The following is a 26,710-nucleotide window of genomic DNA, read 5'->3' on the forward strand; positions in this document are numbered from 1 at the left end:
TCCGGGTTTGCTACGTATCACGCCTGCTGCGAACTGCCGACGCTTTTATCTTTCAGGAAGTAAATAATCAGCCCCAGCCATAGCACCCCGCCCAGCAGGTTAAACAGGCTGAACAGGCCGTTACCGCCAAGCTCATAAGCATGCTTACTAAGCTCAATGCCCACGGTAAAGATCAGCATCTGCAGCATGCCCATCGCCGCCGAAACCGTTCCTTTACTCATCTCGCTGGCGAACAGCGTTAAGCGCACCAGCCCGGCGTTAGCCAGACCAATCCCGAAAGCGTAGAAGCTCAGACCGGCGGTCATCCACAGATAAGCATGGGACGAGACGACCGTGGCCGCCGCCGACAGAAGCAGGCCAAACATTATCGGCCAGCCGCCCATAATAATCAGCGAGCGTACCGAACGGCGTGAAGTCAGACGCGCCAGTACCAGGTTGCCGGCGATCAGCGCGCCAAAAATCGGCACCTGCAGCATACCGTACTCATAGCTGGTGGCCTGCTCGCCGCTAATAATAATGACCGGCGATTGCGCAATCCACGCCAGCAGCGGCAGGCTAACAAAACCGGTCGCCAGCGCCCCGGCGACAAAGCGCAGGTTTTTCAACACCAGACGATAGTCGCGCCCCAGCTCTTTTACCGACAGTTTTTCCCCCATCCGCGTCGCCGTTTCCGGCATCGCCCGCTGTAGCCCGACAAAGGAGATGGCCGCCAGCACGGCGAACAGCACGAACATCATCTCCCACGGCAGCATATGCACCCAGGCGGCGCCGACCAGCGGCCCGAGCAGCGGCGCAATCAGCGCGACGTTAGCCATCAGGGCGGTAATTTTGATACACACCGCCTCCTCAAACGACTCCTGGATAGCCGCATAGCCCACCGCGCCGATAAAGCACAGGCTGATGCCCTGCAGGAAACGCAGCAGGGTAAATTGTTCAATGGTCTGCGCCAGCAGCGTCGCCAGACAAGTGACGATAAACCACACCACCCCGGTCAGCATCACCGGACGGCGGCCAATACGATCCGACAGCGGCCCCAGCAGCCACTGCAAAAACATCCCCCCCGCCAGATAGGCGGTCATAGAGGTGGGGACCCACTCATTGCCGACCTGAAACTCCTGCACCACCGCGAGCATACCCGGTTGGATCATATCGTTGCCGATATAGGTGGAGAATTCATATAACACAAGGCACAGCGGGAACAGCAACGCCTGACGACCGAGGCGTTTACCTGATAGCGAATAATTCTGCATGCAATCTCTTAATTAAAAAAAAATCGCGCAAAGTTTAATGAAAGTCGACCCGTGGAGATAGTGAATTGTGAGTGACAATGAAAAATATCGCCAGCCCGCAGTCCGGCATGAAACGAATATTTATATTTCGTTTATGTTTCAATGAGATTACAGCCGATATACTTGCTATGGCGAAATACCGGCAAGGGCATCTCACGGCTATATTTCGTAACAAACTGATAATTAAGACAATGCTGCTTTACCCCATCGTTACCTTTCAATAAGGTGAGCGGCTTATTGCTATCGTAACCAGAGACTGGAAGCATGCTGGAAAATATCAACTACGCGCTGTTTGCCCTGATTAACGCCACCCCGGCCTCCTCGTGGTGGGCAATTGAGGTCGCCACGTTTATTGCCAAAGACTTAATTATCATTGTGCCGCTGCTGGTGGTGGCGCTGTGGCTGTGGGGGCCAAACCAGCGTCAACTGGTATTCAAGGTCATGCTGGCCCTGGCCCTGAGCCTGTCTATTTCGTGGGTTATCGGTCATCTGTTTCCGCATGACCGGCCGTTTGTTGACGGCGTCGGCTACAATTTCCTGCATCATGCGGCGGATGATTCATTCCCAAGCGATCACGGCACCGTCATCTTTACCTTCGCGCTGGCGTTTTTGTTCTGGCACCGCGTGTGGTCCGGCGTGCTGCTGCTGGTCATCGCTTCGGCGATTGCATGGTCACGCGTCTATCTGGGAGTACACTGGCCGCTGGATATGTTGGGCGGGCTGCTGGCCGGCATGTGCGGCTGCCTTGGCGCGCAACTGCTGTGGCAGAGCGGCGGTCATGGCCTCTACCAATGGCTGCAGCGCCTGTATCGTCTCTGCTTCTCGCTGCCGATTCGTAAAGGCTGGGTACGCGGCTAACGTCTGACAGGTGACGAACCCCTCGCCGCCGGGTAAAATCAAGCTGACGCCCTGCCCTTGCAGGGCGATTTTAGCTCAGAGGGTATATGGAAACTCGTCGTGACGAACGCATTAACCAGCTCATTCAGGCACTCAAGCGCAGCGATAAACTTCACCTGAAAGAAGCAGCTTCGCTGCTTGGCGTATCAGAAATGACCATTCGTCGCGATTTGAACGGCCACAGCGGCCCGGTGGTGCTGTTGGGCGGTTACATCGTGCTGGAACCGCGTAGCGCCACGCACTACCTGCTGAGCGATCAGAAAACCCGTCTGGTGGATGAAAAGCGCCGCGCCGCGCGCCATGCCGCCGGGCTGCTTGAAGCTCATCAGATGGCCTTTTTTGACTGCGGCACCACGACGCCATGGATAATCGACGCCATCGATAACGAGCTGCCGTTTACCGGCGTGTGCTACTCGTTAAATACCTTTCTCGCCCTGCAGGAAAAACCGCTGTGCCGCGCTATTCTTTGCGGCGGCGAATTCCACGCCAGCAATGCCATCTTTTTGCCGCTCAGTCTGCAGGATACCCTGAGCCACCTCAGCCCGGATATCGCCTACTATTCTGCCGCCGGTATCGACTGCGAGCAGGGAGCGACCTGCTATAACCTGGAAGAGCTGCCGGTGAAACACTGGGCCATGAATAATGCTCGCTACCATGTGCTGGTGGTCGATCACAGTAAGTTTGGCAAAGTGCGGCCGGCGCGGATGGGGGAGTTATCGCGTTTTGACGTCATCGCCAGCGACGTTCGTCCGGATGACGATCTGCTGGTGCTGGCGAAAGATAAGCAAATATCACTACTGTACTAACCGCGCCCCGTCGGGCGCGGTCTGTCTGTTAAGAGAACCAGCTGCCGAACCAGCCGTGCAGTTTCATCAGCACGAAGTCGACCATGCGGCTGAAGAAGCCGCCCTCTTTCACTTCTTCCATAACGATCAGCGGACGCTGTTCAATGGTTTTGTCATTGAGCTTAAAGTCGATGGTGCCCACCACCTGCCCTTTCGCCAGCGGCGCGGTGAGCTGCGGTTCCGTCAGGCTGTAGCTCGCTTTCAGGTTTTTCAACTGTCCGCGAGGAATGGTCACCGAACCGGCTTCGCCGGCGCCCAGTTTGACTTCATTACTGTCGCCGAACCATACGCGCTGGGAAATAAAGGTGGCATCCGGTTTGATTGGGGTGACGGTTTCATAGAAACGGAAGCCCCAGGTCAGCAGTTTTTCGGACTCGTTAAAGCGGATACGGTCGGTTTTAGTGCCCAGCACCACCGCGATAAGGCGCATATCCCCCTGCGTTGCGGAAGAGACCAGGTTGTAACCCGCGCCGGCGGTGGTGCCGGTTTTCACGCCATCGGCATTGAGGTTGGTGCTCCACAGCAGACGGTTGCGGTTGGGCTGGCGGATTTTATTGAAGGTGAACTCTTTTTCTTTGTGTACCGCGTACTCTTCCGGCACATCATGAATCATCGCTTTGGTCAGCAGCGCCATGTCGCGAGCGGTGCTGAACTGCCCCGGCGCATCCAGGCCGTGGACGGTTTTAAAGGTGGTGTTAGTCAGGCCGATTTTCTGCGCGTAGCCGTTCATCAGGTTGACAAACGAATCCTGGCTGCCGGCGACATAATCCGCAATGGCGATGCTGGCATCGTTACCAGACTGGATTATCACGCCCTTATTGAGGTCTTCAACCGATACCTGCATGCCTGGCTTCAGGAACATCACCGAGGAGCCGCGCAGCGCCGGGTTGCCCGTGGCCCACGCATCGCGACCGACGGTGACCGTATCGGTCAGTTTGATTTTGCCTGCTTTCAGCGCCTGGCCTACCACGTAGCTGGTCATGATTTTAGTCAGGCTGGCCGGGTCGAGTTTCTCGTCGGCGTTGCCTTCACTTAATACTTTGCCGCTGGCATAGTCCATCAGGATCCAGGCTCGCGCATCAATCGATGGCGCATCCGGAAGTTGATCCGCCGCCTGCACCGCAGGGGCCACGAGAAGTAAAAGCGCGCAGCCTGCCGCGAGGCCGCGAAGGGAAAAAGCATCATGCGTCATAAGAGCCACCCAAGTATCCTTTCCAAACAAAATATGCCGCAACACTCTTGCCGCACAGCACAAGGCGGTGAGTAAAGCGTACAAATGACCTTAAAGAAACAGCGAGTTGGTAAAGTTTTTAAAGTTTACGCAATAACGCCGCTGCCTGCTGAAAACAAGGCAATTTTTTTGATCGTGATTGCCTTAATATTAACTTTATTCCAACATGATTGCTCACCATGTTGCAACGGCGATTAAATAACATGCAGGAGCGGATATGATTACGTTATGGGGCAGAAATAACTCGACCAACGTGAAGAAAGTACGCTGGGTGCTGGCGGAACTGGATCTTCCTTATCAGCAGATTCTGGCGGGGCTGGAGTATGGTCTCAATCACGACCCGGAGTATCTGGCGATGAACCCGAACGGCCTGGTGCCGCTACTCAAAGACGATACCAATGGGCTGGTGCTGTGGGAATCCAACGCCATTATTCGCTATCTTGCCGCTCAATACGGGCAAAACCGGCTGTGGGTAGAGTCGCCTGCGCAGCGCGCGCAGGGGGAAAAATGGATGGACTGGGCCAATGCCACGCTGTCGCCGGCGCACCGTCCGGTATTAATGGGGCTGGTCAGAACGCCGCCGGCCCAGCGCGATCCGGCAGCAATCGACGCGGGGATTAACGCCTGCGAAGGACTGTTCGCCATGCTCGACGATGAACTGGCGAAGCATGCCTGGCTCTCCGGCGATGAGTTCGGCCTTGGCGATGTAGCGGTGGCGCCGTTCGTTTATAACCTGCTGTCCATCGTCGACAGCTGGCAGCCGCGGCCCCATCTACAGCGCTGGTACCAGCAAATCCAGCAGCGTCAGGCCTTCCGCGACGTGGTCATGATCCCGGTTACCTGAAGGCTCACTCCGGGCTGACCTTGAGCAGTTCACCGTCGGGCTCGTCGGTTAACAGGTACAGGTAACCGTCGGGCCCGACGCGCACATCACGAATGCGTTTGCCGCGATCTTTTAACAACCGCGTCTCCTCGCTAAGGGTATTGCCGTCCACCGAGAGCACAATCAAAGACTCGTCCTTCAGCGCGCCGATAAACAACTTATGTCGCCACTGCGGGAAAGTCGGCGCGTTGTAAAACGCCATGCCGCTCAGCGCCGGGGAAACGGGCCAGACATGCAACGGCGCCTCGGTATTCGGCGCACTCTTTCCTTTAGCCTCCGGGATAGGTTGGCCGCTATAGTTAATGCCGTGCGTCGCCAGCGGCCAGCCGTAGTTTTTCCCGGCCTGAGGAATATTGATCTCATCGCCGCCGCGCGGGCCGTGCTCGTTCAGCCACAGCGTATCGCTCCACGGATTCATCGCCATTCCCTGCGGGTTGCGAACACCGTAAGCCCAAATCTCCGGTCTGATGCCAGTACGGCCGACGAAAGGATTATCTTTGGGTATTGTCCCCTGGTCAGTCAGGCGCACGACTTTTCCCTGCAGTTTATCGAGATCCTGCGCCGTCGGGCGCTGATTGTTTTCACCTAAACCAATAAACAGATGCCCTTTGCCATCAAAGACCATCCGCCCGCCAAAATGATTGCCAGTGGAGAGCTTCGGCTGCTGGCGGAAAACGGTTTTAAAATCTTCCAGGTTTTGCAGGTCGGCGCTGAGGTGGCCGTACCCCACCGCGGTACCCGCTTTGCCGTCCTCGCCCGCTTCGGCATAGCTCAGCCATACCCGGCGCGACTGAGCAAAGTCCGGCGCCAGCACTACATCCAGCAGGCCGCCCTGACCGTTGGCCCACACCTTCGGCACGCCGCGAATGGGCGCCGATAATCCTTTATCGAGATGCCAGCGTTTAAGTTCGCCGCCGCGCAGGGTAATCAGCACGCCTTCATTGTCCGGCAGAAATGCCAGTGACCAGGGGTGGTCGAGGTTATCCTGCAGCACCTCAACGCGCGGGGCGGCCATCGCCGCCATAGGCAGCAGCACAGTCATGAGAGTTATTTTGAGATATCGGCGCATGGCGCACTCCTTTCGTCAGCATTGCTGATAAGGGTAGCCAGCGTGGGCGGTCAGGCAGGGATTTTTACATAAACTTTAACAGGGGGAGTCGCCTCCCCCTGGATTCAGGCGTGGGCAATTGGCGCGGATTTATTCAGTATGTGAATATTCATCGTCAATCCCGACAGACAGCGTTCTAGCTTCTCTACGTTAACGGCAATATAAGCCGGGCAATCATGATGCCCGCTTATCAGGCAAACCGCCGCCGAAGCGACGGACTCGCCGGCAAGGCGGAAGGCTTCCATCTCTTCCGGCGCGATGGCGTGCTGCAAACGCGGCGCGTGTACGCGCAGTTCATGGCATAGCTCAAACAAGTTATCACGCAGATGGTCATTTTCGCTGACTGACATATAGCCTTTCGCTTTACGAAGCTGGAGATAAGCCGCCAGATCGATATTGGCATTAATCAGCTTATTCAAAAGGTTAGTGTAACGTCTGTCAACGCTCATCACGGTCCTCCTCTGTCGTCCATTACCATAATCATAGTATGGTCATTTTTTGCGCGGAATTATGAGCAAGGTCAATAATCCCACAGCAATTAACATTATTTACAATGTTACAACTTCAGAGGCCACGCCGCGTTGTTCATCTCACCAGCGGCTGGTTCATCAACTTTTCCAGCACCTTCAGCGGTGAATACTGCGGATTATGCATCGCGCTCACCGGCAGTTGGAAAGTCTGTTCCAGCATAAACTGGCCGCCCATCGCCGCGTGCGGCGTTTGATCGGAAAAGCAGATCCAGGTACTCCCGGCGGCAAACTCTACCGCCTGCTGTACGCCGTGCTGTTGATATTCCGGCGTACTTTTCATTTTGTCGTGCAACGCCAGCATCAGATGATCGTAATGGCTACGATTGCTTTTGGTGATCCCCACCGCCGACTGCAGCCAGCTGGCGAACGGCGACCACGGTTTCAGCGTCGGCAGGAAGCGCGCAGCGAGCGTTTCAAAATGTTCGCCGGTGCGCCACAAACGCGGCTCACCGTGCGGATTGATGTTGCAAAATACGCGCAGAATGCGATCGCCATAAACCGGGCGCGACGGGAAAGCGTCGACGTGCAGGCGGGTATCATCTTTACGCCACGAGGTCGTGTCGCGCCAGGCGGTTATCGGATGCAGCCGCAGGCTGGTTTGCGGGCGATAAAGCGCTTCGCGATATCCGGGCAGTAGCGCATCAATCAGGCGCAACGTGGATTGATAGTAACGTTCGGTCAGCTGCAGTACCGCCGGGGCTTTCGCCGCGTCCGCTACGCCTTTAATTTCACGCTTTTGCGGCTGGTAGCTAATGTTCTTACGCTTCGGCGATACTAAATCGGTATTGAGTAATTCGCGCTCTTCGGCAGTCAGCGAAAAATCAAGATTCGGTAAATAGAGGACGTTGCCCTCTTCCAGCGAATGCTGAATTGACGATGGCTGCGGCGGAATATCCAGATGGGTAAAGGGTAATGTCGTGAGGGCCAGCGGACTGCTCGTGGTCATTGTTATGCTCCTTGCCGCATGGGTTTTATCAGTTTTGGCTCCGGCCATCGGCAAGGTTAACAGAATGTTATTAAACGTAAGGTCAATGTAAATGAGATAATGGTTTTGAATACCATGGCCGAGTTTTTTTGCCGTAAAGCTTTTTCATCATTCATCGCCCCCTGGCTATACTCTTTTTCGCAAAGATCTGTAGAATTCCTGCCCTGACCATTCCAATAAATGAACATTTTTTAAGCTATGAGCAATGTCACGCACCAGCCGAAAATCGGCTTCGTCTCCCTGGGCTGCCCGAAAAACCTGGTAGACTCAGAACGTATCCTCACCGAACTGCGTACCGAAGGGTATGACGTGGTTCCCAGCTACGACAACGCCGATATGGTTATCGTCAACACCTGCGGCTTTATCGACAGCGCCGTGCAGGAGTCGCTTGAAGCGATCGGCGAAGCCTTAAAAGAAAACGGCAAAGTGATCGTTACCGGCTGCCTCGGCGCGAAAGAAGATCAAATCCGCGAAGTGCATCCGAAGGTGCTGGAAATTACCGGTCCGCATAGCTACGAGCAGGTGCTGGAGCACGTTCACCACTATACGCCGAAGCCGAAGCATAACCCGTTCCTCAGCCTGGTGCCGGAACAGGGCGTCAAGCTGACGCCGCGCCACTACGCGTACTTGAAAATCTCGGAAGGCTGCAACCATCGCTGCACCTTCTGCATTATCCCGTCAATGCGCGGCGATCTGGTGAGCCGTCCGATTGGCGAAGTGCTGGCGGAAGCCAAACGCCTGGCGGACGCCGGGGTGAAAGAGCTGCTGGTCATTTCGCAGGACACCTCCGCCTATGGCGTTGATGTCAAGCACCGTACCGGTTTCCACAACGGCATGCCGGTGAAAACCAGTATGGTCAGCCTGTGTGAAGAGCTGGCGAAACTCGGCATTTGGGTGCGTCTGCACTACGTCTATCCGTACCCGCACGTTGACGATGTGATCCCGCTGATGGCGGAAGGCAAGATCCTGCCGTATCTCGACATTCCGCTGCAGCACGCCAGCCCGCGCATTCTGAAACTGATGAAGCGCCCGGGTTCCGCAGATCGTCAGCTGGCGCGTATTAAACAGTGGCGCGAGATCTGCCCGGATCTGACCCTGCGTTCCACCTTTATCGTCGGTTTCCCGGGCGAAACGGAAGAAGATTTCCAGATGCTGCTCGACTTCCTGAAAGAAGCTCGCCTCGATCGCGTGGGCTGCTTCAAGTACAGCCCGGTTGAAGGCGCCACCGCCAACGAACTGGCGGATCAGGTACCGGAAGAGGTGAAAGAAGAGCGCTGGAACCGCTTTATGCAGCTGCAACAGCAGATTTCCGCCGAGCGTCTGCAGGAAAAAGTGGGCCGCGAAATTATGGTGCTGGTCGATGAAGTCGATGAAGAAGGCGCGATTGGCCGCAGCATGGCCGATGCCCCGGAAATCGACGGCGCGGTCTATCTGAACGGTGAAACCAACGTTAAACCGGGCGACGTACTGCGGGTGAAAGTCGAGCACGCCGACGAATACGACCTGTGGGGTACCCGGGTCTAATCCCGCTTCCCGGATAGCGGCTTGCGCCTTATCCGGGCTACCTCTTTCCCCATGGCTGCTGAAACTGCCGCCGTTGGTGGCCTCAAAATCGCTGAGACGTTCCCGGAAGGTCGGGGCAGCACGCATGGATGCGGGCTGAGGGCCGTGTTTTGCACGGACGCTGCCTCGGCCCGACCCGAAGCCTGCCGGGATAAGTCGAAGGTACCACGAAGTGGCGATTTTGGCGGCCAGAGCCCGGGAGTACAGAGGGCGGCGGCGACTGGCCGCCCTCTGTGCGCTCCCTGCGCCATGAGAGCCATAACGCAGAAGAAATATCGGGAGCGCAATGTTCTCGGAAACAGCACAGGACAACCCTTTGTCCTGGAGCGAAACAGCTGCAAGCCGATAACAGTATCTACCAACTTTGCTACCGCCGTGCTCGTCCCCTACCCCTTTATCTTCGGATCCAACGCATCGCGCAGGCCGTCGCCCAATAGATTAAACGCCAGCACCGTCAGGAAAATGGCGATCGCCGGGAATAACGCCACATGCGGCGCCATCACCATATCCGCGCGCGCTTCATTCAGCATCGCCCCCCACTCCGGCGTCGGCGGCTGCGCGCCAAGGCCAAGGAACGACAGGCTGGCGGCGGAGATAATCGACACGCCGATGCGCATGGTAAAATAGACCACGATCGACGATACCGTACCGGGCAAAATATGGTTGAACAGAATAGTCGTGTCGCTGGCGCCAATACTGCGCGCCGACTCAATAAACGTCTGCTGCTTCAGCACCAGCGTATTGCCGCGCACCAGGCGGGCGAACGCCGGAATTGAGAATATCGCCACCGCGATAATCACGTTGGCCATCCCACTGCCCATCACCGCCACCACCGCAATCGCCAGCAGAATGCCGGGGAAGGCAAACAGCACGTCACAGATGCGCATGGTGATGCGGTCCCACCAGCCTTCGTAGTACCCGGCCAGCAGGCCGAGCACGGTGCCAATCAGCGCGCCAATCAGCACCGCCAGTACCCCGGCGGCCAGCGAAATCTGCGCGCCGACCAGCACCCGGCTGAAAATATCGCGCCCCAGCGAATCGACGCCGAACCAGTGCATCATTGATGGCCCTTCGTTCAGGCGGTCGTAATCGAAATAGTTTTCCGCGTCATACGGCGCTATCCACGGCGCGATAATCGCGACGACAATCAGCAGCAACACAAATATCCCCGCCGTCATCGCCACCGGCTGGTGACGAAAACGCCGCCAGAACTCATGCCACGGCGTGCGGATCTGTCCGGGCTTAACGCCCGGCATGGCGTTGATAACCGCTTCCCTTCTCCAGTTGAGCAATCGCACCTTACTTGTACCTGATAGCCGGGTTAATGGCGGCATACAACACGTCCACCACTAAGTTGATAAGAATGAACTCCAGCGAAAATAGCAGCACTTCCGCTTGAATCACCGGGTAGTCGCGCATCTCCACGGAATCGACCAGCAGTCGCCCAAGCCCCGGCCAGTTGAAGACCTTCTCCACCACAATGGAGCCGCCGAGCAGAAAACCGAACTGCAGACCCATCATGGTCACTACCGGGATCATCGCGTTGCGCAGACCATGCTTCAACACCACCAGCGTTTCGCTCACCCCTTTAGCCCGCGCGGTACGCATGTAATCCTCATGCAGCACGTCAACGAACGACGCGCGGGTAAAGCGCGCCATCACCGATGCCACCGCGGCGCCCAGGGTCAACGACGGCAGAATATAGTGCCGCCAGCTGTCGGCGCCGACCGTCGGCAACCAGCCCAGCTCAACGGAAAAGACCTGCATCAGCAGCATGCCGAGAGCGAACGCCGGGAAGGAGATACCGGTTACCGCCAGCGCCATCCCCAGCCGATCCGGCCAGCGATTGCGCCACACCGCCGCGGCGATGCCCGCCGCCATGCCGAACAGCACCGCCCAGCTCATGCTGGCAAGCGTCAGCCACAGCGTCGGCATGAAGCGGCTGGCGATTTCGCTGGTCACCGGGCGGCGCGAAGCCATCGAGATACCGAAATCACCCTGCAATACATTGGTGATGTAGTGCCAGAACTGCACGTGCAACGGCTGATCGAGCCCCAGCTGTTGGCGTACCATCGCCACCACCTGCGCATCGGCTTCCGGCCCGGCGATCAGCCGCGCCGGATCGCCCGGCAGCATATGCACAAACAGGAACACCAGCACGGCGACGATAAACAGCGTCGGAATGAGCCCCAGCAGGCGCTTCAGAACGTAATTCAGCATCGTCCCCTCCCATTTCGGCAGAGGGAACGCGTGAGCATAAGCACTATCACTGCGTCAGATCCGCCTGCTCGAAGCTAAAACCGGTATCCGGCTGAATATAAAACCCGGTCAGGTTTTTGCTATGCGCCGACACCAACTTTTCTACCACCAGCGGCACCCACGGCGCCTCTTTCCAGATAATGTCCTGCGCATCTTTATAGAGTTTGGTCTTCTGTTGCGCATCGGTCGTTTTAAGCGCCTCGCTCAGGTCTTTATCGACCTGCGGGTTGCTGTAAAACGCGGTGTTAAACAGGGTCGGCGGCCAGTTTTGTGAGGCGAAAAGCGGCGACAGCGCCCAGTCGGCTTCGCCAGTCGACGCTGACCAGCCGGTGTAGAACATCCGCACCCCGCTCTCTTTCTGCCCCTTGCCTTCAACCTGCGCCGCACGCTGTCCGGCATCCATCGCCGTCACCTGCGCTTTAATACCCACCTGCGCCAGCTGCTGCTGGGTAAACTGCAGCACCTTCTGCGCGGTGCTGTGATTATGCGATGACCACAGCGTGGTGCTGAAGCCGTTAGGGAAACCGGCTTCTTTCAGCAACTGACGGGCTTTCGCCGGGTCGTAAGGCCATGCGGTGTAAGTCTGAGCGTAGGCAATAGAAGGCGGCACGACGCCGGTCGCCGGGGTGGCGTATCCGGCAAACGCGACCTTAACCAGCGCCTGACGGTTAATCGCATAGTTAATGGCTTCCCGCACCTTCGGATTATCGAACGGCTTCTGCGTTACGTTCATGCTGATATAGCGCTGCATAATCGACGGGCTGGCCACCAGCTCCAGCTTGCTGTTTTTCGCCAGCAGCGGCGCCTGCTCGTAAGGGATCGGGAAGGCGAACTGCGCCTCGCCGGTCTGCAGCATCGCCGCACGGGTGTTATTATCGACTACCGGGCGCCAGGTAATGGAATCCAGCTTCGGCAGCCCCGGCTGCCAGTAACCGTCAAACTTGCTGACCTTGACGAAATCGGTCTGATTCCAGGTGTCGAGCTTATACGGCCCGGTACCTACCGGGTGGAAGCCGATCTCCTTGCCATATTTTTTCAGCGCCGCTGGCGAAATCATCGCCGTCGCCGGATGGGCAAGGATATTGATAAACGCCGAGAACGGTTGTTTGAGCGTGATTTTGACCGTCGTCGGGTCCACCGCCTCGGTGCTGGCGATATTCTTGTACAGGTTATAGCGTTTGAGATGGTTATCCGGATTGCTGGCGCGGTCGAGATTCGCTTTCACCGCCTCGGCGTTAAAATCGGTGCCATCCTGGAATTTCACCCCGCTGTGCAGCTTGATGGTATACACCAGCCCATCCGCCGAAACGGTATAACTTTCCGCCAGCACGTTTTGCAGCTTCATCTCTTTATCAAGGCCGAACAGGCCTTGATAAAACGACTTCGCCACCGCCTGCGATAAGGTATCGTTCGCGTCATAGGGATCGAGGGTCGTGAAGTTGGAACCGACTGCCACTACCACATCTTTCGCGGCGAAGGCCGGCGTCGCCGCCAGCGCCGAGGCGATGCCAAGCGCCAGTAGCCATTTGCGTGTAACAGGTTGAGTCATGTTGTTATGCTCCTGCAAGAGTGCGTTAGGTTGTTATCGGCTCAGTACATCGGCGGGCTCGCGGGCGACATAATGTCCCGGCGCTACCAGCTGTAACGGCGCGCTGTCGATTTCTTCTCCCGGTTTATAGATATTCCCCGGCAACTCGTCAGAGAGCAATACGCGCTGCGGTTGACGATGCGCCGGGTCGGCGACCGGCACCGCCGCCATCAGTTTACGGGTGTAAGGATGCTGCGGGTTCTCAAACACGGCGCGACGCGGGCCAATCTCCACGATCCGCCCGCGATACATCACCGCTACGCGGTGGCTGATGCGCTCCACCACCGCCATGTCATGGGAGATAAACAGAAATGCGATGCCCATTTCACGCTGTAAATCGAGCAGCAGATTAATAATCTGCGCGCGAATCGACACGTCCAGCGCCGACACCGACTCATCGGCGATCACCACTTTCGGATTGAGCGCCAGCGCACGGGCGATACAGATACGCTGCCGCTGGCCGCCGGAAAACTCATGCGGATAACGCCACGCGTGTTCCGCCTCCAGCCCCACGCGCTGCAACAGCCAGCCGACGCGTTCGCGAGCCGCGTCTCCCTCCAGCAGACCATGCACGCGCAGCGGCTCCATAATGGAATACCCGACCGTCTGCCGCGGATCGAGCGAGGCGTAAGGATCCTGAAAAATAAACTGAATATCGCGGCGCAGCGTCTGCAGTTTGCCGCCGGACAGCGCATCAATACGCTGGCCGTTAAAGGTGATGCTGCCGCCCTGCGCATCCACCAGCCGCAGCAGCGCCCGCCCGGTAGTCGATTTACCGCAGCCTGATTCGCCGACCAGCGACAGCGTTTCGCCCGGCCACAGATCGAAACTCACTTTTTCCACCGCGTGTACTTCGCGGGTGACGCGGTTGAGAATACCGCCGCGGATCGGGAAACGCGCGACCAAATCGCGCACCTGTAAAATCGGTTTGCCGGCGACCACGGTATTCTGTTCCGGCTGCTGGGTCACACCGTCGTTGAGCAGCGGGAAGCGCCGCGGTAAATCGCTGCCGCGCATTGAGCCGAGCTTCGGCACCGCCGCCAGTAGCGCCCGGGTATAAGGGTGCTGCGGGGCGCGAAAAATATCGTCGACGCGCCCGCTTTCTACCGCTTCGCCGCGATACATCACTAGCACGCGATCGGCGATCTCCGCCACCACGCCCATATCGTGAGTGATAAACATCACCCCCATCGCCATCTCTTTTTGCAGCGCTGCGATAAGCTGCAGGATCTGCGCCTGAATCGTGACGTCCAGCGCGGTGGTGGGTTCATCGGCAATCAGTACCGCCGGGCGACACGATAACGCCATGGCGATCATCACCCGCTGGCGCATGCCGCCGGAAAGCTGATGCGGATAGCGTGAAAGCATCGCTGCCGCTTCCGGAATGCGCACCCGCTCGAGCATCTTTTTGGCTTCCCGCAGCGCCTCGTCACGCCGTAGCCCCTGATGGAGACGGATAGATTCGGCAATCTGTTCGCCGATGGTGAATACCGGGTTCAGCGAGGTCATCGGCTCCTGAAAAATCATCGCCACGTCCGCGCCGCGAACCTGACGCATCTGCCCCGCCGTTTGTGCATTAATATCAATCACCTGACGGTTGCGTCGACGTAGCAGCAACGCCTCGCTGCTGACCTCGCTGACCGCCTCGTCGAGCAGGCGCATCAGCGCCAGGGCGGTCACTGATTTTCCGGAACCGGACTCGCCGACGATAGCCAGCGTCTCGCCGCGGCGAAGGCTGAACGACAGGTTACGCACCGCGGAAACGCGCTGCCGCTGCTGGCTAAAGGCGACGTTAAGATCGCGTACCACCAGCACATCGTCTTCATCAATTTCATGACTTTGCGGCAAGCTCGCTTCTCCTTTTATTCGCGATAAATTCCAATCGTCGGCGTATCGCCCGCATAACACCACGCCCGGTACATACCTTCGCTATTGAAAGGCAGCACGACATTCCCCTCGCGGTCGATGGCGATAAGGCCCCCGCTGCCGCCCAGCGCCGGCAGTTTTTCCTGCACCACCCGCTCGCAGGCCTCAAACAGGCTGAGGTTGCCGTACTCCATCAACGCTGAAATGTCGTAAGCGGCGAGTGTGCGCATGAAGACTTCGCCGGTGCCGGTGCAGGAGACCGCGACGCTGGCGTTATTGGCGTAGCAGCCCGCGCCCGGCAGCGGGCTGTCGCCGACGCGACCGGGCAATTTATTGGTCATTCCGCCGGTGGAGGTCGCCGCCGCCAGATTACCGGCCAGGTCCAGCGCCACCGCGCCAACGGTCCCCATTTTGTGGCGTTCGTCAAGCGGCGCGGCATGGTGGTCGAGAATAATCTCGCCGCCCTCTTTCGCCTGCTGCAACTGCAGAAGCCGCTCGGTGGTAGAAAATAACTCGTTTTCAACCAGCGCCATCCCGCGCGAGGCGGCAAACTTTTCCGCCCCTTCGCCGATAAGCAGCACGTGCGGACTTTCTTCCAGCACCATACGCGCCGCCAGCACCGGGTTACGCAGATGCTTTACGCCCGCGACCGCGCCAGCCTGCAGGCTATAGCCATCCATCACGCAGGCATCCAGTTCGTGCGTTTGATCGTGGGTAAACACGGAACCTATTCCAGCGTTAAATAGCGGGCACTCTTCCAGCAGACGTACCGCTTCGGTCACCGCATCCAGTGCGCTGGCGCCTGCTGCCAGCATTTTTTGTCCGCTATCGACGATGGCCGACAGCGCGGCTACATACTCGCGTTCGCGCTCCGGCGACATCTGCGCTCGGCTAATTGCGCCGGCGCCGCCGTGGATTGCTATTACCGCCTTACCCATTCGATCTTTCCTGTGCCATAAACTCTATAGATATCATTATACTGACTAACCTTTTATACATTTTTTGAATATAGAAAGAGCATCCGGTGATGTAAAGCCTCGTACCGCAGTGGCATACAGTCGCCGGCGCTTTTCTGCCATAATAGGCGTTTTCGACGTTTTGCCAGCAGGAGTAACCCATGGATTTTACCGCCGGACTGATGCCGCTCGACACAGCCCTGACTCAGATGCTCGACCGTATTTCGCCGCTGCAGGCCACGGAGACCCTGCCGCTGCTGCAGGCCTTTTCGCGCGTGACCGCCCATGATGTCGTTTCGCCGCTGGACGTACCCGGTTTTGATAATTCGGCGATGGACGGCTATGCCGTGCGCCTGGCCGATGTCGCCGACGGCGCGGCGCTGCCGGTTGCCGGTAAGGCCTTTGCCGGCCAACCGTTCCACGATGCCTGGCCGGCGGGCACCTGTATCCGCATCATGACCGGCGCGCCGGTGCCTGAAGGCTGCGACGCCGTGGTTATGCAGGAAGAAACGGAACAAAGCGATGCGGGCGTGCGCTTCATTGCGCCGGTGAAAGCCGGGCAAAATATACGCCGTCGCGGCGAAGATATCGCCAACGGCGCGGTAGTATTCCCGGCAGGGACTCGTCTTACCGTTGCGGAACTGCCGGTGCTGGCGTCGCTGGGCATAGCTGAAGTTGAGGTGCTGCGTAAAGTGCGCGTCGCGGTCTTCTCGACCGGCGATGAGCTCCAGCTGCCAGGCCAACCGCTCGGCGACGGCCAGATCTATGATACCAACCGCCTGGCGGTACATTTGATGCTCGAACAGCTGGGCTACGAGGTGATCAACCTCGGTATTATTCCTGACGATCCGGCGAAGCTGCGCGACGCCTTTATCGCCGCCGACCAGCAGGCAGATGTAGTGATCAGTTCCGGCGGCGTCTCCGTGGGCGAAGCCGATTACACCAAAACCATCCTCGAAGAACTGGGCGAGATCGGCTTCTGGAAGCTGGCGATTAAGCCGGGTAAACCGTTCGCCTTCGGCAAGCTCAGCAACAGCTGGTTCTGCGGCCTGCCGGGCAACCCGGTTTCCGCCACCTTAACCTTCTATCAACTGGTTCAGCCGCTGCTGGCCAAGCTCTCCGGCAACCGCGGCCAAACCCAGCCGATGCGTCTGCGCGTGCGCGCCGCCAGCCGGTTGAAAAAATCGCCGGGCCGCCTCGACTTCCAGCGCGGCGTGCTGCAGCGTAATCCGGAAGGCGAACTGGTGGTGAGCACCACCGGGCATCAGGGTTCGCACATTTTCAGCTCATTCAGCCTCGGTAACTGCTTTATCGTACTGGAGCGCGAACGCGGCAACGTCGAAGCGGGCGAATGGGTCGAAGTCGAGCCCTTTAATCATCTGTTTGGGGGGCTGTAATGGCCGTTGAGCTGAGCGACGAGGAGATGCTGCGCTATAACCGGCAGATCGTGCTGCGGGGGTTTGATTTCGACGGTCAGGAGCGGCTAAAAGCCGCTCGCGTACTGGTCGTCGGCCTCGGCGGGCTCGGCTGCGCCGCCGCTCAATATCTGGCGGCGGCCGGGGTGGGTCAGCTCACGCTCGTCGATTTCGATACCGTTTCGTTATCCAATCTACAACGCCAGACGCTGCACAGCGACGCGACCATCGGCCAGCCGAAGGTCGATTCCGCCCGCGATGCGCTGGCGCGCATTAACCCGCACGTTCGACTGGTCGCCATCAATGCAATGCTGGATGACGCGGCGCTGGCAACGCAGATTGCCGATCACCATCTGGTACTGGACTGTACCGACAACGTTGCTATTCGCAATCAGCTTAACGCCGGCTGCTTCCAGCACAAAACCCCGCTGGTCTCCGGCGCGGCGATTCGTATGGAAGGGCAAATCAGCGTCTTTACCTATCAGGACGGCGAGCCATGCTATCGCTGCCTGAGCCGCCTGTTCGGCGAAAACGCCCTCACCTGCGTCGAAGCCGGGGTGATGGCGCCGCTGGTCGGCACTATCGGTTCGCTGCAGGCCATGGAGGCGATTAAACTGTTGACCGGTTACGGCACCCCCGCCAGGGGAAAAATCGTGATGTATGACGCGATGACCTGCCAGTTTCGCGAAATGAAGCTGATGCGCCACCCCCAATGCGAGGTGTGTGGTTCACGCTAATTCCAGCCGCCGGCGAGGCAGGTCGCCGGTTATTTTGTGAACCACGCCGTTCTTTTTCTCCCCTCTCTACTACCCACTCTGATTGTTGATTTGCGTCAATGCAACTTTCATTCGAAAGTTATTTAATCTTCATATGCAAATAAGAGGGTAAATCATGATCTTCAACATCCAGCGCTACTCCACCCATGACGGCCCGGGGATCCGTACCGTCGTATTCCTTAAAGGCTGTTCGCTGGGCTGCCGTTGGTGTCAGAACCCGGAAAGCCGCGCCCGCAGCGAAGACCTGCTGTACGACGCGCGGCTGTGTCTTGCCGGCTGCGAGCTGTGTCAGCAGGCGGCGCCGGAGGTGATTACCCGTACTCTGGACGGCCTGATTATCCATCGGCAAAACGTCAACGACGACCATATCGCCGCGCTACGCGGCTGCTGCCCCACTACCGCGCTGACGGTCTGCGGCGAGGAAAAAAGCGTGGCGGAAATTATGGCGACGGTGCTGCGTGATAAACCATTTTACGATCGCAGCGGCGGCGGCATCACCCTTTCCGGCGGCGAGCCCTTTATGAACCCGACGCTGGCGCAGGCGCTGTTCGAAGCCAGCCATCAGGCGGGCATTCACACCGCCGTGGAAACCTGCCTGCACGTACCGTGGAAGTACATTGAACCCTCTTTACCGTTTGTCGATCTGTTTCTGGCCGACCTGAAGCACGTCGATGACGCCGTCTTCCAGCAGTGGACCGACGGCAGCGCCCGCCGGGTGCTGGATAACCTGCAGCGCCTGGCGCAGGCAGGGAAAAAAATCATCATTCGCGTCCCATTAATTCAGGGATTTAACGCCAGCGAAGCCGACATTACCGCGATTACCGATTTTGCCGCCGACCGTCTTCGGGTCAGCGAAATCCATTTCCTGCCGTACCACACGCTGGGAATGAATAAATACCAACTACTCAGTCAGCCCTATACCGCACCGGACAAACCGCTGGCCGCTCCAGAGCTGCTGGCCTTTGCGCAGCAGTACGCGCAAAGCAAAGGTTTAACGGCGACCCTACGAGGATAACTTATGACCACCTTAAAACTGGATACTCTGAGCGCCCGCATTCAGGCGCATAAAATGGCGCTGGTGCATATCGTTAAGCCGCCGGTTTGTACCGAGCGCGCCCAACACTATACCGCCGCCTATCAGCAACATCTCGATAAACCGATCCCGGTACGTCGCGCGCTGGCGCTGGCCCATCACCTGGCGGAACGCACTATCTGGATCAAGCACGATGAGCTGATCGTCGGCAACCAGGCCAGCGAAGTTCGCGCCGCGCCGATTTTCCCGGAATATACCGTCAGTTGGATTGAGAAAGAGATCGACGATCTCGCCGACCGTCCGGGCGCCGGCTTCTCGGTCAGCGAAGAGAATAAGCGCGTATTACATGAAGTGTGCCCATGGTGGCGCGGGCAGACCGTTCAGGACCGCTGCTACGGCATGTTTACCGATGAACAAAAAGCGCTGCTCGCTACCGGCATTATCAAAGCCGAAGGCAACATGACTTCCGGCGACGCCCACCTGGCGGTCAACTATCCGCTGCTGCTGGAAAAAGGGCTCGACGGCATGCGCGCGAAGGTCGCTGAGCGCCGCTCGCGTATTAATCTGACGGTGCTGGAAGATCTGCACGGCGAACAGTTCCTGAAGGCGATCGATATCGTGCTCGCGGCAGTGAGCGAACACTGCAAACGCTTCGCTACGCTGGCGCGCGACATGGCGGCGCAGGAGCCGCGCGAATTGCGCCGCGACGAGCTGCTGGCGATCGCCGAAAACTGTGAAATTATCGCCCACGAGCCGCCGAAAACCTTCTGGCAGGCGCTGCAGCTCTGCTACTTCATTCAGTTGATCCTGCAGATTGAATCCAACGGCCACTCGGTCTCTTTTGGCCGCATGGACCAGTACCTCTATCCATACTACCGCCGCGACGTTGAACTGCAGCAATCGTTGGATCGCGAACAGGCCATTGAGCTGCTGCATTGCTGCTGGCTGAAGCTGCTGGAGGTCAACAAAATTCGCTCCGGATCGCATTCCAAAGCTTCCGCCGGTAGCCCGCTGTACCAGAACGTCACCATCGGCGGGCAAAATCTGGTCGACGGTCAACCGCAGGACGCCGTCAACCCGCTGTCGTACGCGATTCTCGAATCCTGCGGCCGCCTGCGCTCTACCCAACCGAACCTCAGCGTGCGTTACCACGCCGGGATGAGCAACGACTTCCTCGACGCCTGCGTTCAGGTGATCCGCTGCGGTTTCGGCATGCCGGCGTTTAATAACGATGAAATCGTCATCCCGGAATTTATCAAGCTCGGCATTGAGCCGCAGGACGCCTACGATTACGCCGCTATCGGCTGTATCGAAACCGCGGTCGGCGGCAAATGGGGCTATCGCTGCACCGGCATGAGCTTTATTAACTTCGCGCGGGTGATGCTGGCGACGCTGGAAGGCGGCCGCGATGCCACCAGCGGCCAGGTGTTCCTTGCCCAGCAACATGCGCTATCGAAAGGTAACTTCGCTAACTTCGACCAGGTACTGGAAGACTGGGACACCCAGATCCGCTACTACACCCGTAAATCCATCGAGATTGAGTACGTTGTCGATACCATGCTGGAAGAGAACGTCCACGATATTCTTTGCTCAGCATTAGTCGATGACTGCATCGAACGGGCGAAAAGCATCAAGCAAGGCGGCGCGAAATATGACTGGGTTTCCGGCCTGCAGGTCGGGATTGCCAACCTCGGCAACAGCCTGGCGGCGGTGAAAAAACTGGTCTTCGATCAGGGCGTCATCGGCCAGCAGGAGCTGGCGAAGGCGCTGGCGGAAGATTTTGCCGGCCTGACCCACGAGCAGTTACGTCAGCGCTTGATCAACGGCGCGCCGAAGTACGGTAACGATGACGACAGCGTCGACATTCTGCTAGCGCGGGCCTATCAGACCTATATCGACGAGCTGAAGCAGTACCATAACCCGCGTTACGGCCGCGGCCCGATTGGCGGTAACTATTACGCCGGTACGTCGTCTATCTCCGCTAACGTCCCGTTCGGCGCGCAGACCATGGCAACGCCGGATGGCCGTAAAGCGCACGCGCCGCTAGCGGAAGGGGCCAGCCCGGCCTCCGGTACCGATCACCTGGGGCCAACGGCGGTTATCAGTTCGGTAGGTAAATTGCCGACCGGCGCGATCCTCGGCGGCGTGCTGCTCAACCAGAAGCTGAATCCTTCCACGCTGGAGAACGAGTCTGATAAGCAAAAGCTGATGGTGCTGCTGCGCACCTTCTTCGAGGTGCATAAAGGCTGGCATATCCAGTACAACATCGTGTCACGCGAAACGCTGCTGGAAGCCAAGAAACACCCTGACCAGTACCGCGATTTAGTGGTCCGCGTCGCCGGATACTCGGCGTTCTTCACCGCCCTGTCGCCGGATACCCAGGACGACATCATCGCCCGTACCGAGCATACGCTGTAAGGAAAATACCCGGCCGGCGCTGCGCTGAGCCGGGTTACTGCTTCCATGCCCGGTAGCTACGCTGACGGGCATGTTGATGAATAGGTAACTTTCATTCGAAATAAATTTGTGCTCCCCATCACATTGTAATTAGAATGTTACTGGTCGAAGTTAAGCCAGGAGCACCTCTTATGACCGTTAAAGTTATCGTCACCGATATGGACGGAACTTTTCTCAATGACGCCAAGCAGTATGACCGCCCGCGTTTCCTTGCGCAGTTTGCGCAGCTTAAACAGCAAGGTATTGAATTTGTTGTCGCCAGCGGCAACCAGTACTACCAGCTGATCTCATTTTTCCCGGAAATTCGCGAGCAGATTTCATTCGTCGCAGAAAACGGCGCTCTGGTTTACGAGCATGGCAAACAGTTGTTCCACGGCGAACTGACCCGTCACGAATCACAGGTGGTGATTGGCGAACTGCTGAAAGATCCGCAGCTCAACTTTGTCGCCTGCGGCCTGCAAAGCGCATACGTGAGCGATAAAGCCCCGGACGCCTTTGTTGAGCTGATGTCGAAGCACTACCATCGTCTGCAGCGGGTAAGCGATTACCATCGCATCGACGATACGCTATTCAAATTCTCCCTCAACCTGCCTGATAGCGATATCCCACAGCTTATCGATAAATTGCACGTCTCGCTGGATGGGATCATGAAGCCGGTCACCAGCGGCTTTGGCTTTGTCGATTTGATTATCCCCGGCCTGCATAAAGCCAACGGCATCAGCCGCCTGCTCAAACGCTGGAACCTTTCACCGCAGCAATGCGTAGCAATTGGCGACAGCGGCAATGACGCCGAAATGTTAAAACTGGTGAAATATGCTTTTGCTATGGCCAACGCTGCCGACAGCATCAAAACCATCGCCGGTTTCACCACCGATGACAATAACCACGACGGCGCGTTGAAGGTGATTCAGGCCGTTCTCGATAAGACCTCCCCTTTCAACGACTGATCCTGTGCCGGGGTATCCGCCCCGGCTTTTCCATTTTGTGCGCCGCTGCATAATTTTAAACTTGCATTAACTCTAATTTAACTTAAATTAACGTTTGTAAGATTTAATACTTTCGAATGAAAGATACAGCGAGGTGATTATGGCTGCTCTCCCTACCCACGAAACATTACCTGCCGACCATAAAGCGGCGATTCGCCAGATGAAACAGGCTCTACGGGCGCAAATCGGCGATGTCCAGGCAGTGTTCGATAAACTCTCGGCGCGTATCAGCGAGCGCCTGGACGAGATTAACGCCCTGAAAGCCGCAGGCCAGGAGGTCTGGCCGACGATCCCGTTTAGCGATATCGACCAGGGTAAAGTGAGCGATGCGCAGCGTGAGGCGATTAAGCGCCGCGGTTGCGCGGTTATCAAAGGCCACTACCCGCGCGAACAGGCGCTGGCCTGGGATAACGCGATGCTGGAATACCTGGATCTGAACCATTTCGACGACGTTTACAAAGGGCCTGGCGACAGCTTCTTCGGCTCGCTGGAGGCTTCGCGCCCGGAGATCTATCCGATCTACTGGTCACCCTCGCAAATGCAGGCGCGCCAGAGCGATGAAATGGCGGCGGTACAATCCTTCCTTAATCGCCTGTGGCGCTTCGAACAGGACGGCAAACGCTGGTTCGATCCAGATGTCAGCGTGATTTACCCTGACCGCATCCGCCGCCGCCCGCCGGGAACCACGTCAAAGGGGCTGGGCGCGCATACCGATTCCGGGGCGCTCGAGCGCTGGTTGCTTCCCGCCTATCAGCAGGTTTTCGCCAACGTCTTTAGTGGCAATATCGACGCCTACGATCCGTGGGACGCGGCTCACCGTACCGAAGTGGAAGAGTACACCGTCGATAACACCACCAAATGTTCGGTGTTCCGCACCTTCCAGGGCTGGACGGCGCTGTCGGACATGATCCCCGGTCAAGGGCTACTGCACGTGGTGCCGATCCCGGAGGCGATGGCTTACGTACTGCTGCGTCCGCTGCTGGATGATGTGCCGGAAGATGAACTGTGCGGCGTCGCGCCGGGCAAGGTGTTGCCTATCTCTGAGCAATGGCATCCTTTGCTCATCAAAGCGCTAAGCTCGATTCCCGCTCTAAATGCCGGTGATTCCGTCTGGTGGCACTGCGATGTCATTCACTCGGTCGCGCCGGTGGAAAATCAACAGGGCTGGGGCAACGTCATGTACATCCCAGCCGCGCCGATGTGCGAGAAGAATCTTGCCTATGCGCAGAAGGTAAAAATCGCCCTGGAAAAAGGCGCCTCGCCGGGGGATTTCCCGCGTGAAGATTACGAATGCGACTGGCAGGCGCGCTTCACCGTGGCCGATCTTAACGATCACGGCAAACGCGCATTGGGCATGAAGATCTAATCATCATACAGACCTTGCTGTTCTACGGCGGTATGGCTCTTGCCTGGCCGGATCCGCCGCACCGAATCGCGTACCACCAGGGCGCCGTGCAGCAGCAGCGAGCCGTGCGGCGCTTCCGGGCGCAGCAGACGCTGCTGCAAAAGATGCACCGCCTCGCTGCCGAGCTCATCCCGCGGCACATGAATCGCCGTTAGCGGCACGTCCTGAATCGCCGCCAGATTAAAACCGTCGATACTCATCACCGAGACATCCTGCGGCACCCGCAGGCCTCGTTTTTGCAGCGCGCTGACGGTACCGGCGGCCATAAAATCGCCGCCCACCAGAAACGCCGTCGGCATCGGGCGCCCCTGTAAAGCATCGAGCCAGGCCCCGACCTGCTCTTCCGTTTCTCGGGCGCTAAAGTTGGCGACGCTAATCAGGTCGCGGCTACCGGTAAACCGCAGGTTGCGCGCGCGCCATGCCTCTTTAATACCCACCAGCCGTAGCTCCATGGTATAGCGGCGCAGGCACATCACGTTCATTACCGCCTGATGGCCCATATCAAACAGATAACGAGCGGCGCACTGGCCAATCAGCCGATGGTCAGGCGCAATGGAGGGGAGACGCATTCCCTCATCCCGGCAGTTGATTAATACACAAGGTTTGCCAAGATCCGCCGCCAGCGCGTGGATATGCCGATCGTCGATCCCCAGCAACACCGCCGCCTGGGTATCGGTCTCGTTCATGCGGGCCAGAAACAGATTGGCGTCGCTGTCGTTTTCTTCCAGCGCGCAATAGCGCAGACGCACTTCATGCGGCGCCAGCGCGTTATTGATACTCTGGATGACGCGGTAGTAGAAGATATCTGAGCGTTCGTCGAAGGCCCGCTGCGGCGCAAAAATCAGCAGATTATTCAACAGTAGCCGCCCGGCGGCCAATCCCTGCATCACCCCCAGCTCGCGGGCGCAGGCCAATACCGCCTGACGGGCCTTTTCGCTGGTATTCGCTTTTCCGGCTAAGACGCGCGAAACCGTACTGGCTGACAGCCCGGTGCGGGCGGCAATTTCGGCGACTCGCAGCTTTTTATCCATTCTGTGATCCAGCTCCAATTCAAAAATGAAAGAATTTTCATAGTCGCCAAACCCTGACCAACAAGCAAATACTCCGGCAAATTATGAGAACTCCGTCATCTCATGAAAAATTTTGCATAAATAGCGCTACTGCCCGCCGCCTTTCTCCCTTATTTTGAATTGGTCCAATATCTTCCATACTAGTTATACCAATAGATATTGAAATAAAAACAAATAATTCAAATGGTTAGAACTATTACGTGACGACTCAGCGGCTGAAGCGTCACTTCCCCCTACAACGTCTTGTGGAGAGTTCTATGAGTCAAGGCCTCAACAATGATATGGCAGTCAGCAAAACGCGTCGGGTGGTGAAAAACCTGCGCTGGTGGGTGCTGGTGCTGTTTTTACTTGGCGTCACCGTCAACTACATCACACGCAACTCGCTGGGGATTATTGCCCCGGAACTGAAAGCCACTCTCGGTATTACCACCGAGCAATATTCGTGGATCGTCGGCGCATTTCAGCTGGCTTATACCATCTTTCAACCGCTGTGCGGCTGGCTTATCGACGTCATCGGGCTCAAGCTGGGCTTTATGGTTTGCGCCACATTGTGGGCAGTAGCCTGTATCGCGCACGCCGGAGCAGGCAGCTGGCTGCATCTGGCTATTTTACGCTTCTTTATGGGCGGCGCGGAGGCGGCCGCCACCCCGGCTAACGCTAAAACCATCGGCGAGTGGTTCCCGAAATCCGAACGGCCGATCGCCGCCGGCTGGGCTGGCGTCGGCTTCTCTATCGGCGCAATGCTGGCGCCGCCTATCATCTACTTCGCCCACGCTTCCTTCGGCTGGCAGGGCGCGTTTATGTTTACCGGCGTGCTGGCGCTGCTGTGGGTCGTGCTGTGGTGGGCGTTCTACCAGAGCCCGGAAAAACACCCGAATCTCAGCCAAAGCGAGCTGGAGTACATCAAGCAGGACAACGAAGCGCCGCCGGTGAAGCTGCCCTTTTTTACCGCGCTAAAAACCGTCTCGAAGAACAAACGTTTCTACGGTATCGCCATCCCCGCTTTTATGGCCGAGCCCGCCTGGGCGGTGCTGAGCTTCTGGGTGCCGCTGTACCTGGCGAAAGAGCACGGTATGGATCTTAAGCAGATAGCGATGTTCGCCTGGCTGCCGTTCCTCGCCGCCGATCTTGGCAGCGTGGTCAGCGGCTACCTCACCCGCCTGTACGTCCGTTGGTTCGGCTGTACGCGAGTCAACTCGGTCATCGCCAGTTCCGTTACCGGCGCGTTTCTGATGATCTCGCTGGCGCTGGTCGCTATTACCCGCGATCCCTATATCACCATCATCCTGATCTCCATTGGCGGTTTCGGCCACCAGATCATCTCCTGCATGCTCAGCGCGCTGGTGGTGGAGTCTTTCGACAAGGGACAAATGGCGACGGTCAACGGTATGCGCGGTTCCGCGGCATGGATCGCCAGCTTCCTGTTCTCATTATTAATCGGGGTGACCGCCGACAAAATCGGCTTCAACCCGCTGTTTATCGCCATGGGGTTCTTTGACCTGATTGGCGCCGTTTTCCTGGTGGCATTTATTGCTGAACGTCGCGCCAAGCGCGCCTGAGAGTGGATG

22 protein-coding genes are annotated in these 26,710 nt (G+C 57.8%); 11 read left to right on the plus strand and 11 right to left on the minus strand.

Annotation, left to right across the window (positions count from 1 at the left end):
* Positions 1-17 precede the first annotated feature (17 nt).
* Positions 18-1,250: a multidrug efflux MFS transporter KdeA gene (gene kdeA / locus ABLV66_RS17225; protein ID WP_015367543.1), complete on the minus strand. Its 1,233-nt coding sequence runs from the start codon at positions 1,248-1,250 to the stop codon at positions 18-20.
* 303 nt (positions 1,251-1,553) lie between these two features.
* On the opposite strand from kdeA, the gene ybjG reads away from it, so the two are divergent.
* Positions 1,554-2,147 carry an undecaprenyl-diphosphate phosphatase gene (gene ybjG, locus ABLV66_RS17230; protein WP_045396360.1) on the plus strand — a complete coding sequence of 198 codons (594 nt, stop codon included), beginning with the start codon at positions 1,554-1,556 and terminating at the stop codon, positions 2,145-2,147.
* An 86-nt stretch (positions 2,148-2,233) separates the two neighbouring features.
* Positions 2,234-2,992 carry a DNA-binding transcriptional repressor DeoR gene (gene deoR / locus ABLV66_RS17235; RefSeq protein ID WP_289577071.1) on the plus strand — a complete coding sequence of 253 codons (759 nt, stop codon included), beginning with the start codon at positions 2,234-2,236 and terminating at the stop codon, positions 2,990-2,992.
* A 28-nt stretch (positions 2,993-3,020) separates the two neighbouring features.
* Here the strand turns inward: deoR and dacC are convergent, their stop codons facing one another.
* On the minus strand, positions 3,021-4,223 hold the full coding sequence (gene dacC, locus ABLV66_RS17240; protein ID WP_045396363.1) for a serine-type D-Ala-D-Ala carboxypeptidase: 1,203 nt from the start codon (positions 4,221-4,223) through the stop codon (positions 3,021-3,023).
* A 256-nt stretch (positions 4,224-4,479) separates the two neighbouring features.
* Here dacC and ABLV66_RS17245 point away from each other — a divergent pair, with 256 nt between their 5' ends.
* Positions 4,480-5,106 carry a glutathione S-transferase family protein gene (locus ABLV66_RS17245; RefSeq protein ID WP_045396367.1) on the plus strand — a complete coding sequence of 209 codons (627 nt, stop codon included), beginning with the start codon at positions 4,480-4,482 and terminating at the stop codon, positions 5,104-5,106.
* A 4-nt stretch (positions 5,107-5,110) separates the two neighbouring features.
* On the opposite strand, the gene ABLV66_RS17250 is transcribed toward ABLV66_RS17245, so the two are convergent.
* The 3 genes from ABLV66_RS17250 to kdoO all read right to left on the minus strand — a co-directional run bounded on the left by ABLV66_RS17250 (position 5,111) and on the right by kdoO (position 7,729).
* Entirely contained in the window at positions 5,111-6,214 is a 1,104-nt protein-coding gene (locus ABLV66_RS17250) for a PQQ-dependent sugar dehydrogenase (RefSeq protein ID WP_047078244.1), read from the minus strand.
* Between the two features lie 104 nt (positions 6,215-6,318).
* Positions 6,319-6,702: a biofilm formation regulator BssR gene (gene bssR / locus ABLV66_RS17255; protein WP_315709742.1), complete on the minus strand. Its 384-nt coding sequence runs from the start codon at positions 6,700-6,702 to the stop codon at positions 6,319-6,321.
* A gap of 136 nt (positions 6,703-6,838) precedes the next feature.
* A complete protein-coding gene (kdoO, locus tag ABLV66_RS17260; protein WP_348876922.1) occupies positions 6,839-7,729 on the minus strand; it encodes a Kdo hydroxylase KdoO in 891 nt (296 codons plus the stop codon).
* A 237-nt stretch (positions 7,730-7,966) separates the two neighbouring features.
* Between kdoO and rimO the strand changes: the two genes are divergently transcribed.
* On the plus strand, positions 7,967-9,292 hold the full coding sequence (rimO, locus tag ABLV66_RS17265) for a 30S ribosomal protein S12 methylthiotransferase RimO (RefSeq protein WP_047049075.1): 1,326 nt from the start codon (positions 7,967-7,969) through the stop codon (positions 9,290-9,292).
* Positions 9,293-9,717: 425 nt separating this feature from the next.
* On the opposite strand, the gene gsiD is transcribed toward rimO, so the two are convergent.
* The 5 genes from gsiD to iaaA are packed head-to-tail and all read right to left on the minus strand — an operon-like array spanning position 9,718 to position 15,982.
* The gene (gsiD, locus tag ABLV66_RS17270) at positions 9,718-10,629 is read right to left on the minus strand and encodes a glutathione ABC transporter permease GsiD (protein WP_348876937.1); all 912 of its coding nucleotides are present in this window, start codon (positions 10,627-10,629) and stop codon (positions 9,718-9,720) included.
* A gap of 1 nt (position 10,630) precedes the next feature.
* The gene (gene gsiC, locus ABLV66_RS17275) at positions 10,631-11,551 is read right to left on the minus strand and encodes a glutathione ABC transporter permease GsiC (RefSeq protein WP_020079290.1); all 921 of its coding nucleotides are present in this window, start codon (positions 11,549-11,551) and stop codon (positions 10,631-10,633) included.
* Positions 11,552-11,597: 46 nt separating this feature from the next.
* A complete protein-coding gene (gene gsiB, locus ABLV66_RS17280; protein ID WP_047078242.1) occupies positions 11,598-13,139 on the minus strand; it encodes a glutathione ABC transporter substrate-binding protein GsiB in 1,542 nt (513 codons plus the stop codon).
* A 33-nt stretch (positions 13,140-13,172) separates the two neighbouring features.
* Positions 13,173-15,026 (minus strand): glutathione ABC transporter ATP-binding protein GsiA, encoded by a 1,854-nt coding sequence (gene gsiA, locus ABLV66_RS17285; RefSeq protein WP_348876923.1) that lies wholly within the window; start codon positions 15,024-15,026, stop codon positions 13,173-13,175.
* 14 nt (positions 15,027-15,040) lie between these two features.
* Positions 15,041-15,982, minus strand: a complete 942-nt coding sequence (iaaA, locus tag ABLV66_RS17290) for a beta-aspartyl-peptidase (RefSeq protein ID WP_047049081.1) — start codon at positions 15,980-15,982, stop codon at positions 15,041-15,043.
* 179 nt (positions 15,983-16,161) lie between these two features.
* Here iaaA and moeA point away from each other — a divergent pair, with 179 nt between their 5' ends.
* The 6 genes from moeA to ABLV66_RS17320 all read left to right on the plus strand — a co-directional run bounded on the left by moeA (position 16,162) and on the right by ABLV66_RS17320 (position 24,033).
* Complete coding sequence (gene moeA, locus ABLV66_RS17295) at positions 16,162-17,397, plus strand: molybdopterin molybdotransferase MoeA (RefSeq protein WP_348876924.1); 1,236 nt, start codon at positions 16,162-16,164, stop codon at positions 17,395-17,397.
* A complete protein-coding gene (gene moeB / locus ABLV66_RS17300; RefSeq protein ID WP_047049086.1) occupies positions 17,397-18,152 on the plus strand; it encodes a molybdopterin-synthase adenylyltransferase MoeB in 756 nt (251 codons plus the stop codon). Before moeA ends, moeB begins: the two co-directional genes overlap by 1 nt.
* Before the next feature lie 154 nt (positions 18,153-18,306).
* Entirely contained in the window at positions 18,307-19,206 is a 900-nt protein-coding gene (locus ABLV66_RS17305) for a glycyl-radical enzyme activating protein (RefSeq protein ID WP_348876925.1), read from the plus strand.
* 3 nt (positions 19,207-19,209) lie between these two features.
* The gene (locus tag ABLV66_RS17310; RefSeq protein ID WP_047049089.1) at positions 19,210-21,642 is read left to right on the plus strand and encodes a formate C-acetyltransferase/glycerol dehydratase family glycyl radical enzyme; all 2,433 of its coding nucleotides are present in this window, start codon (positions 19,210-19,212) and stop codon (positions 21,640-21,642) included.
* Between the two features lie 170 nt (positions 21,643-21,812).
* Positions 21,813-22,628: a Cof-type HAD-IIB family hydrolase gene (locus tag ABLV66_RS17315; RefSeq protein WP_063415082.1), complete on the plus strand. Its 816-nt coding sequence runs from the start codon at positions 21,813-21,815 to the stop codon at positions 22,626-22,628.
* Between the two features lie 139 nt (positions 22,629-22,767).
* Positions 22,768-24,033, plus strand: a complete 1,266-nt coding sequence (locus ABLV66_RS17320) for a DUF1479 domain-containing protein (RefSeq protein WP_063415085.1) — start codon at positions 22,768-22,770, stop codon at positions 24,031-24,033.
* Here ABLV66_RS17320 and ABLV66_RS17325 read toward each other — a convergent pair.
* Positions 24,030-25,103, minus strand: coding sequence for a LacI family DNA-binding transcriptional regulator (locus tag ABLV66_RS17325; RefSeq protein ID WP_020079297.1), 1,074 nt, complete (start codon positions 25,101-25,103; stop codon positions 24,030-24,032). The genes ABLV66_RS17320 and ABLV66_RS17325 overlap by 4 nt on opposite strands.
* Positions 25,104-25,399: 296 nt before the next feature.
* Between ABLV66_RS17325 and ABLV66_RS17330 the strand changes: the two genes are divergently transcribed.
* Positions 25,400-26,701 carry an MFS transporter gene (locus ABLV66_RS17330; RefSeq protein WP_045374148.1) on the plus strand — a complete coding sequence of 434 codons (1,302 nt, stop codon included), beginning with the start codon at positions 25,400-25,402 and terminating at the stop codon, positions 26,699-26,701.
* Positions 26,702-26,710: the final 9 nt, after the last annotated feature.

Origin of the sequence: Klebsiella sp. CN_Kp073, from assembly GCF_040065495.2 — a bacterium.
GTDB lineage: Bacteria > Pseudomonadota > Gammaproteobacteria > Enterobacterales > Enterobacteriaceae > Klebsiella > Klebsiella aerogenes.

What these genes read in the sequence shown, in the direction of transcription:
- kdeA (WP_015367543.1), bottom strand. Translation starts at nt 1,250, where the DNA reads ATGCAGAATTATTCGCTATCAGGTAAACGCCTCGGTCGTCAGGCGTTG.
- ybjG (WP_045396360.1), top strand. Translation starts at nt 1,554, where the DNA reads ATGCTGGAAAATATCAACTACGCGCTGTTTGCCCTGATTAACGCCACC.
- deoR (WP_289577071.1), top strand. Translation starts at nt 2,234, where the DNA reads ATGGAAACTCGTCGTGACGAACGCATTAACCAGCTCATTCAGGCACTC.
- dacC (WP_045396363.1), bottom strand. Translation starts at nt 4,223, where the DNA reads ATGACGCATGATGCTTTTTCCCTTCGCGGCCTCGCGGCAGGCTGCGCG.
- ABLV66_RS17245 (WP_045396367.1), top strand. Translation starts at nt 4,480, where the DNA reads ATGATTACGTTATGGGGCAGAAATAACTCGACCAACGTGAAGAAAGTA.
- ABLV66_RS17250 (WP_047078244.1), bottom strand. Translation starts at nt 6,214, where the DNA reads ATGCGCCGATATCTCAAAATAACTCTCATGACTGTGCTGCTGCCTATG.
- bssR (WP_315709742.1), bottom strand. Translation starts at nt 6,702, where the DNA reads ATGAGCGTTGACAGACGTTACACTAACCTTTTGAATAAGCTGATTAAT.
- kdoO (WP_348876922.1), bottom strand. Translation starts at nt 7,729, where the DNA reads ATGACCACGAGCAGTCCGCTGGCCCTCACGACATTACCCTTTACCCAT.
- rimO (WP_047049075.1), top strand. Translation starts at nt 7,967, where the DNA reads ATGAGCAATGTCACGCACCAGCCGAAAATCGGCTTCGTCTCCCTGGGC.
- gsiC (WP_020079290.1), bottom strand. Translation starts at nt 11,551, where the DNA reads ATGCTGAATTACGTTCTGAAGCGCCTGCTGGGGCTCATTCCGACGCTG.
- gsiB (WP_047078242.1), bottom strand. Translation starts at nt 13,139, where the DNA reads ATGACTCAACCTGTTACACGCAAATGGCTACTGGCGCTTGGCATCGCC.
- iaaA (WP_047049081.1), bottom strand. Translation starts at nt 15,982, where the DNA reads ATGGGTAAGGCGGTAATAGCAATCCACGGCGGCGCCGGCGCAATTAGC.
- moeA (WP_348876924.1), top strand. Translation starts at nt 16,162, where the DNA reads ATGGATTTTACCGCCGGACTGATGCCGCTCGACACAGCCCTGACTCAG.
- moeB (WP_047049086.1), top strand. Translation starts at nt 17,397, where the DNA reads ATGGCCGTTGAGCTGAGCGACGAGGAGATGCTGCGCTATAACCGGCAG.
- ABLV66_RS17305 (WP_348876925.1), top strand. Translation starts at nt 18,307, where the DNA reads ATGATCTTCAACATCCAGCGCTACTCCACCCATGACGGCCCGGGGATC.
- ABLV66_RS17310 (WP_047049089.1), top strand. Translation starts at nt 19,210, where the DNA reads ATGACCACCTTAAAACTGGATACTCTGAGCGCCCGCATTCAGGCGCAT.
- ABLV66_RS17315 (WP_063415082.1), top strand. Translation starts at nt 21,813, where the DNA reads ATGACCGTTAAAGTTATCGTCACCGATATGGACGGAACTTTTCTCAAT.
- ABLV66_RS17320 (WP_063415085.1), top strand. Translation starts at nt 22,768, where the DNA reads ATGGCTGCTCTCCCTACCCACGAAACATTACCTGCCGACCATAAAGCG.
- ABLV66_RS17325 (WP_020079297.1), bottom strand. Translation starts at nt 25,103, where the DNA reads ATGGATAAAAAGCTGCGAGTCGCCGAAATTGCCGCCCGCACCGGGCTG.
- ABLV66_RS17330 (WP_045374148.1), top strand. Translation starts at nt 25,400, where the DNA reads ATGAGTCAAGGCCTCAACAATGATATGGCAGTCAGCAAAACGCGTCGG.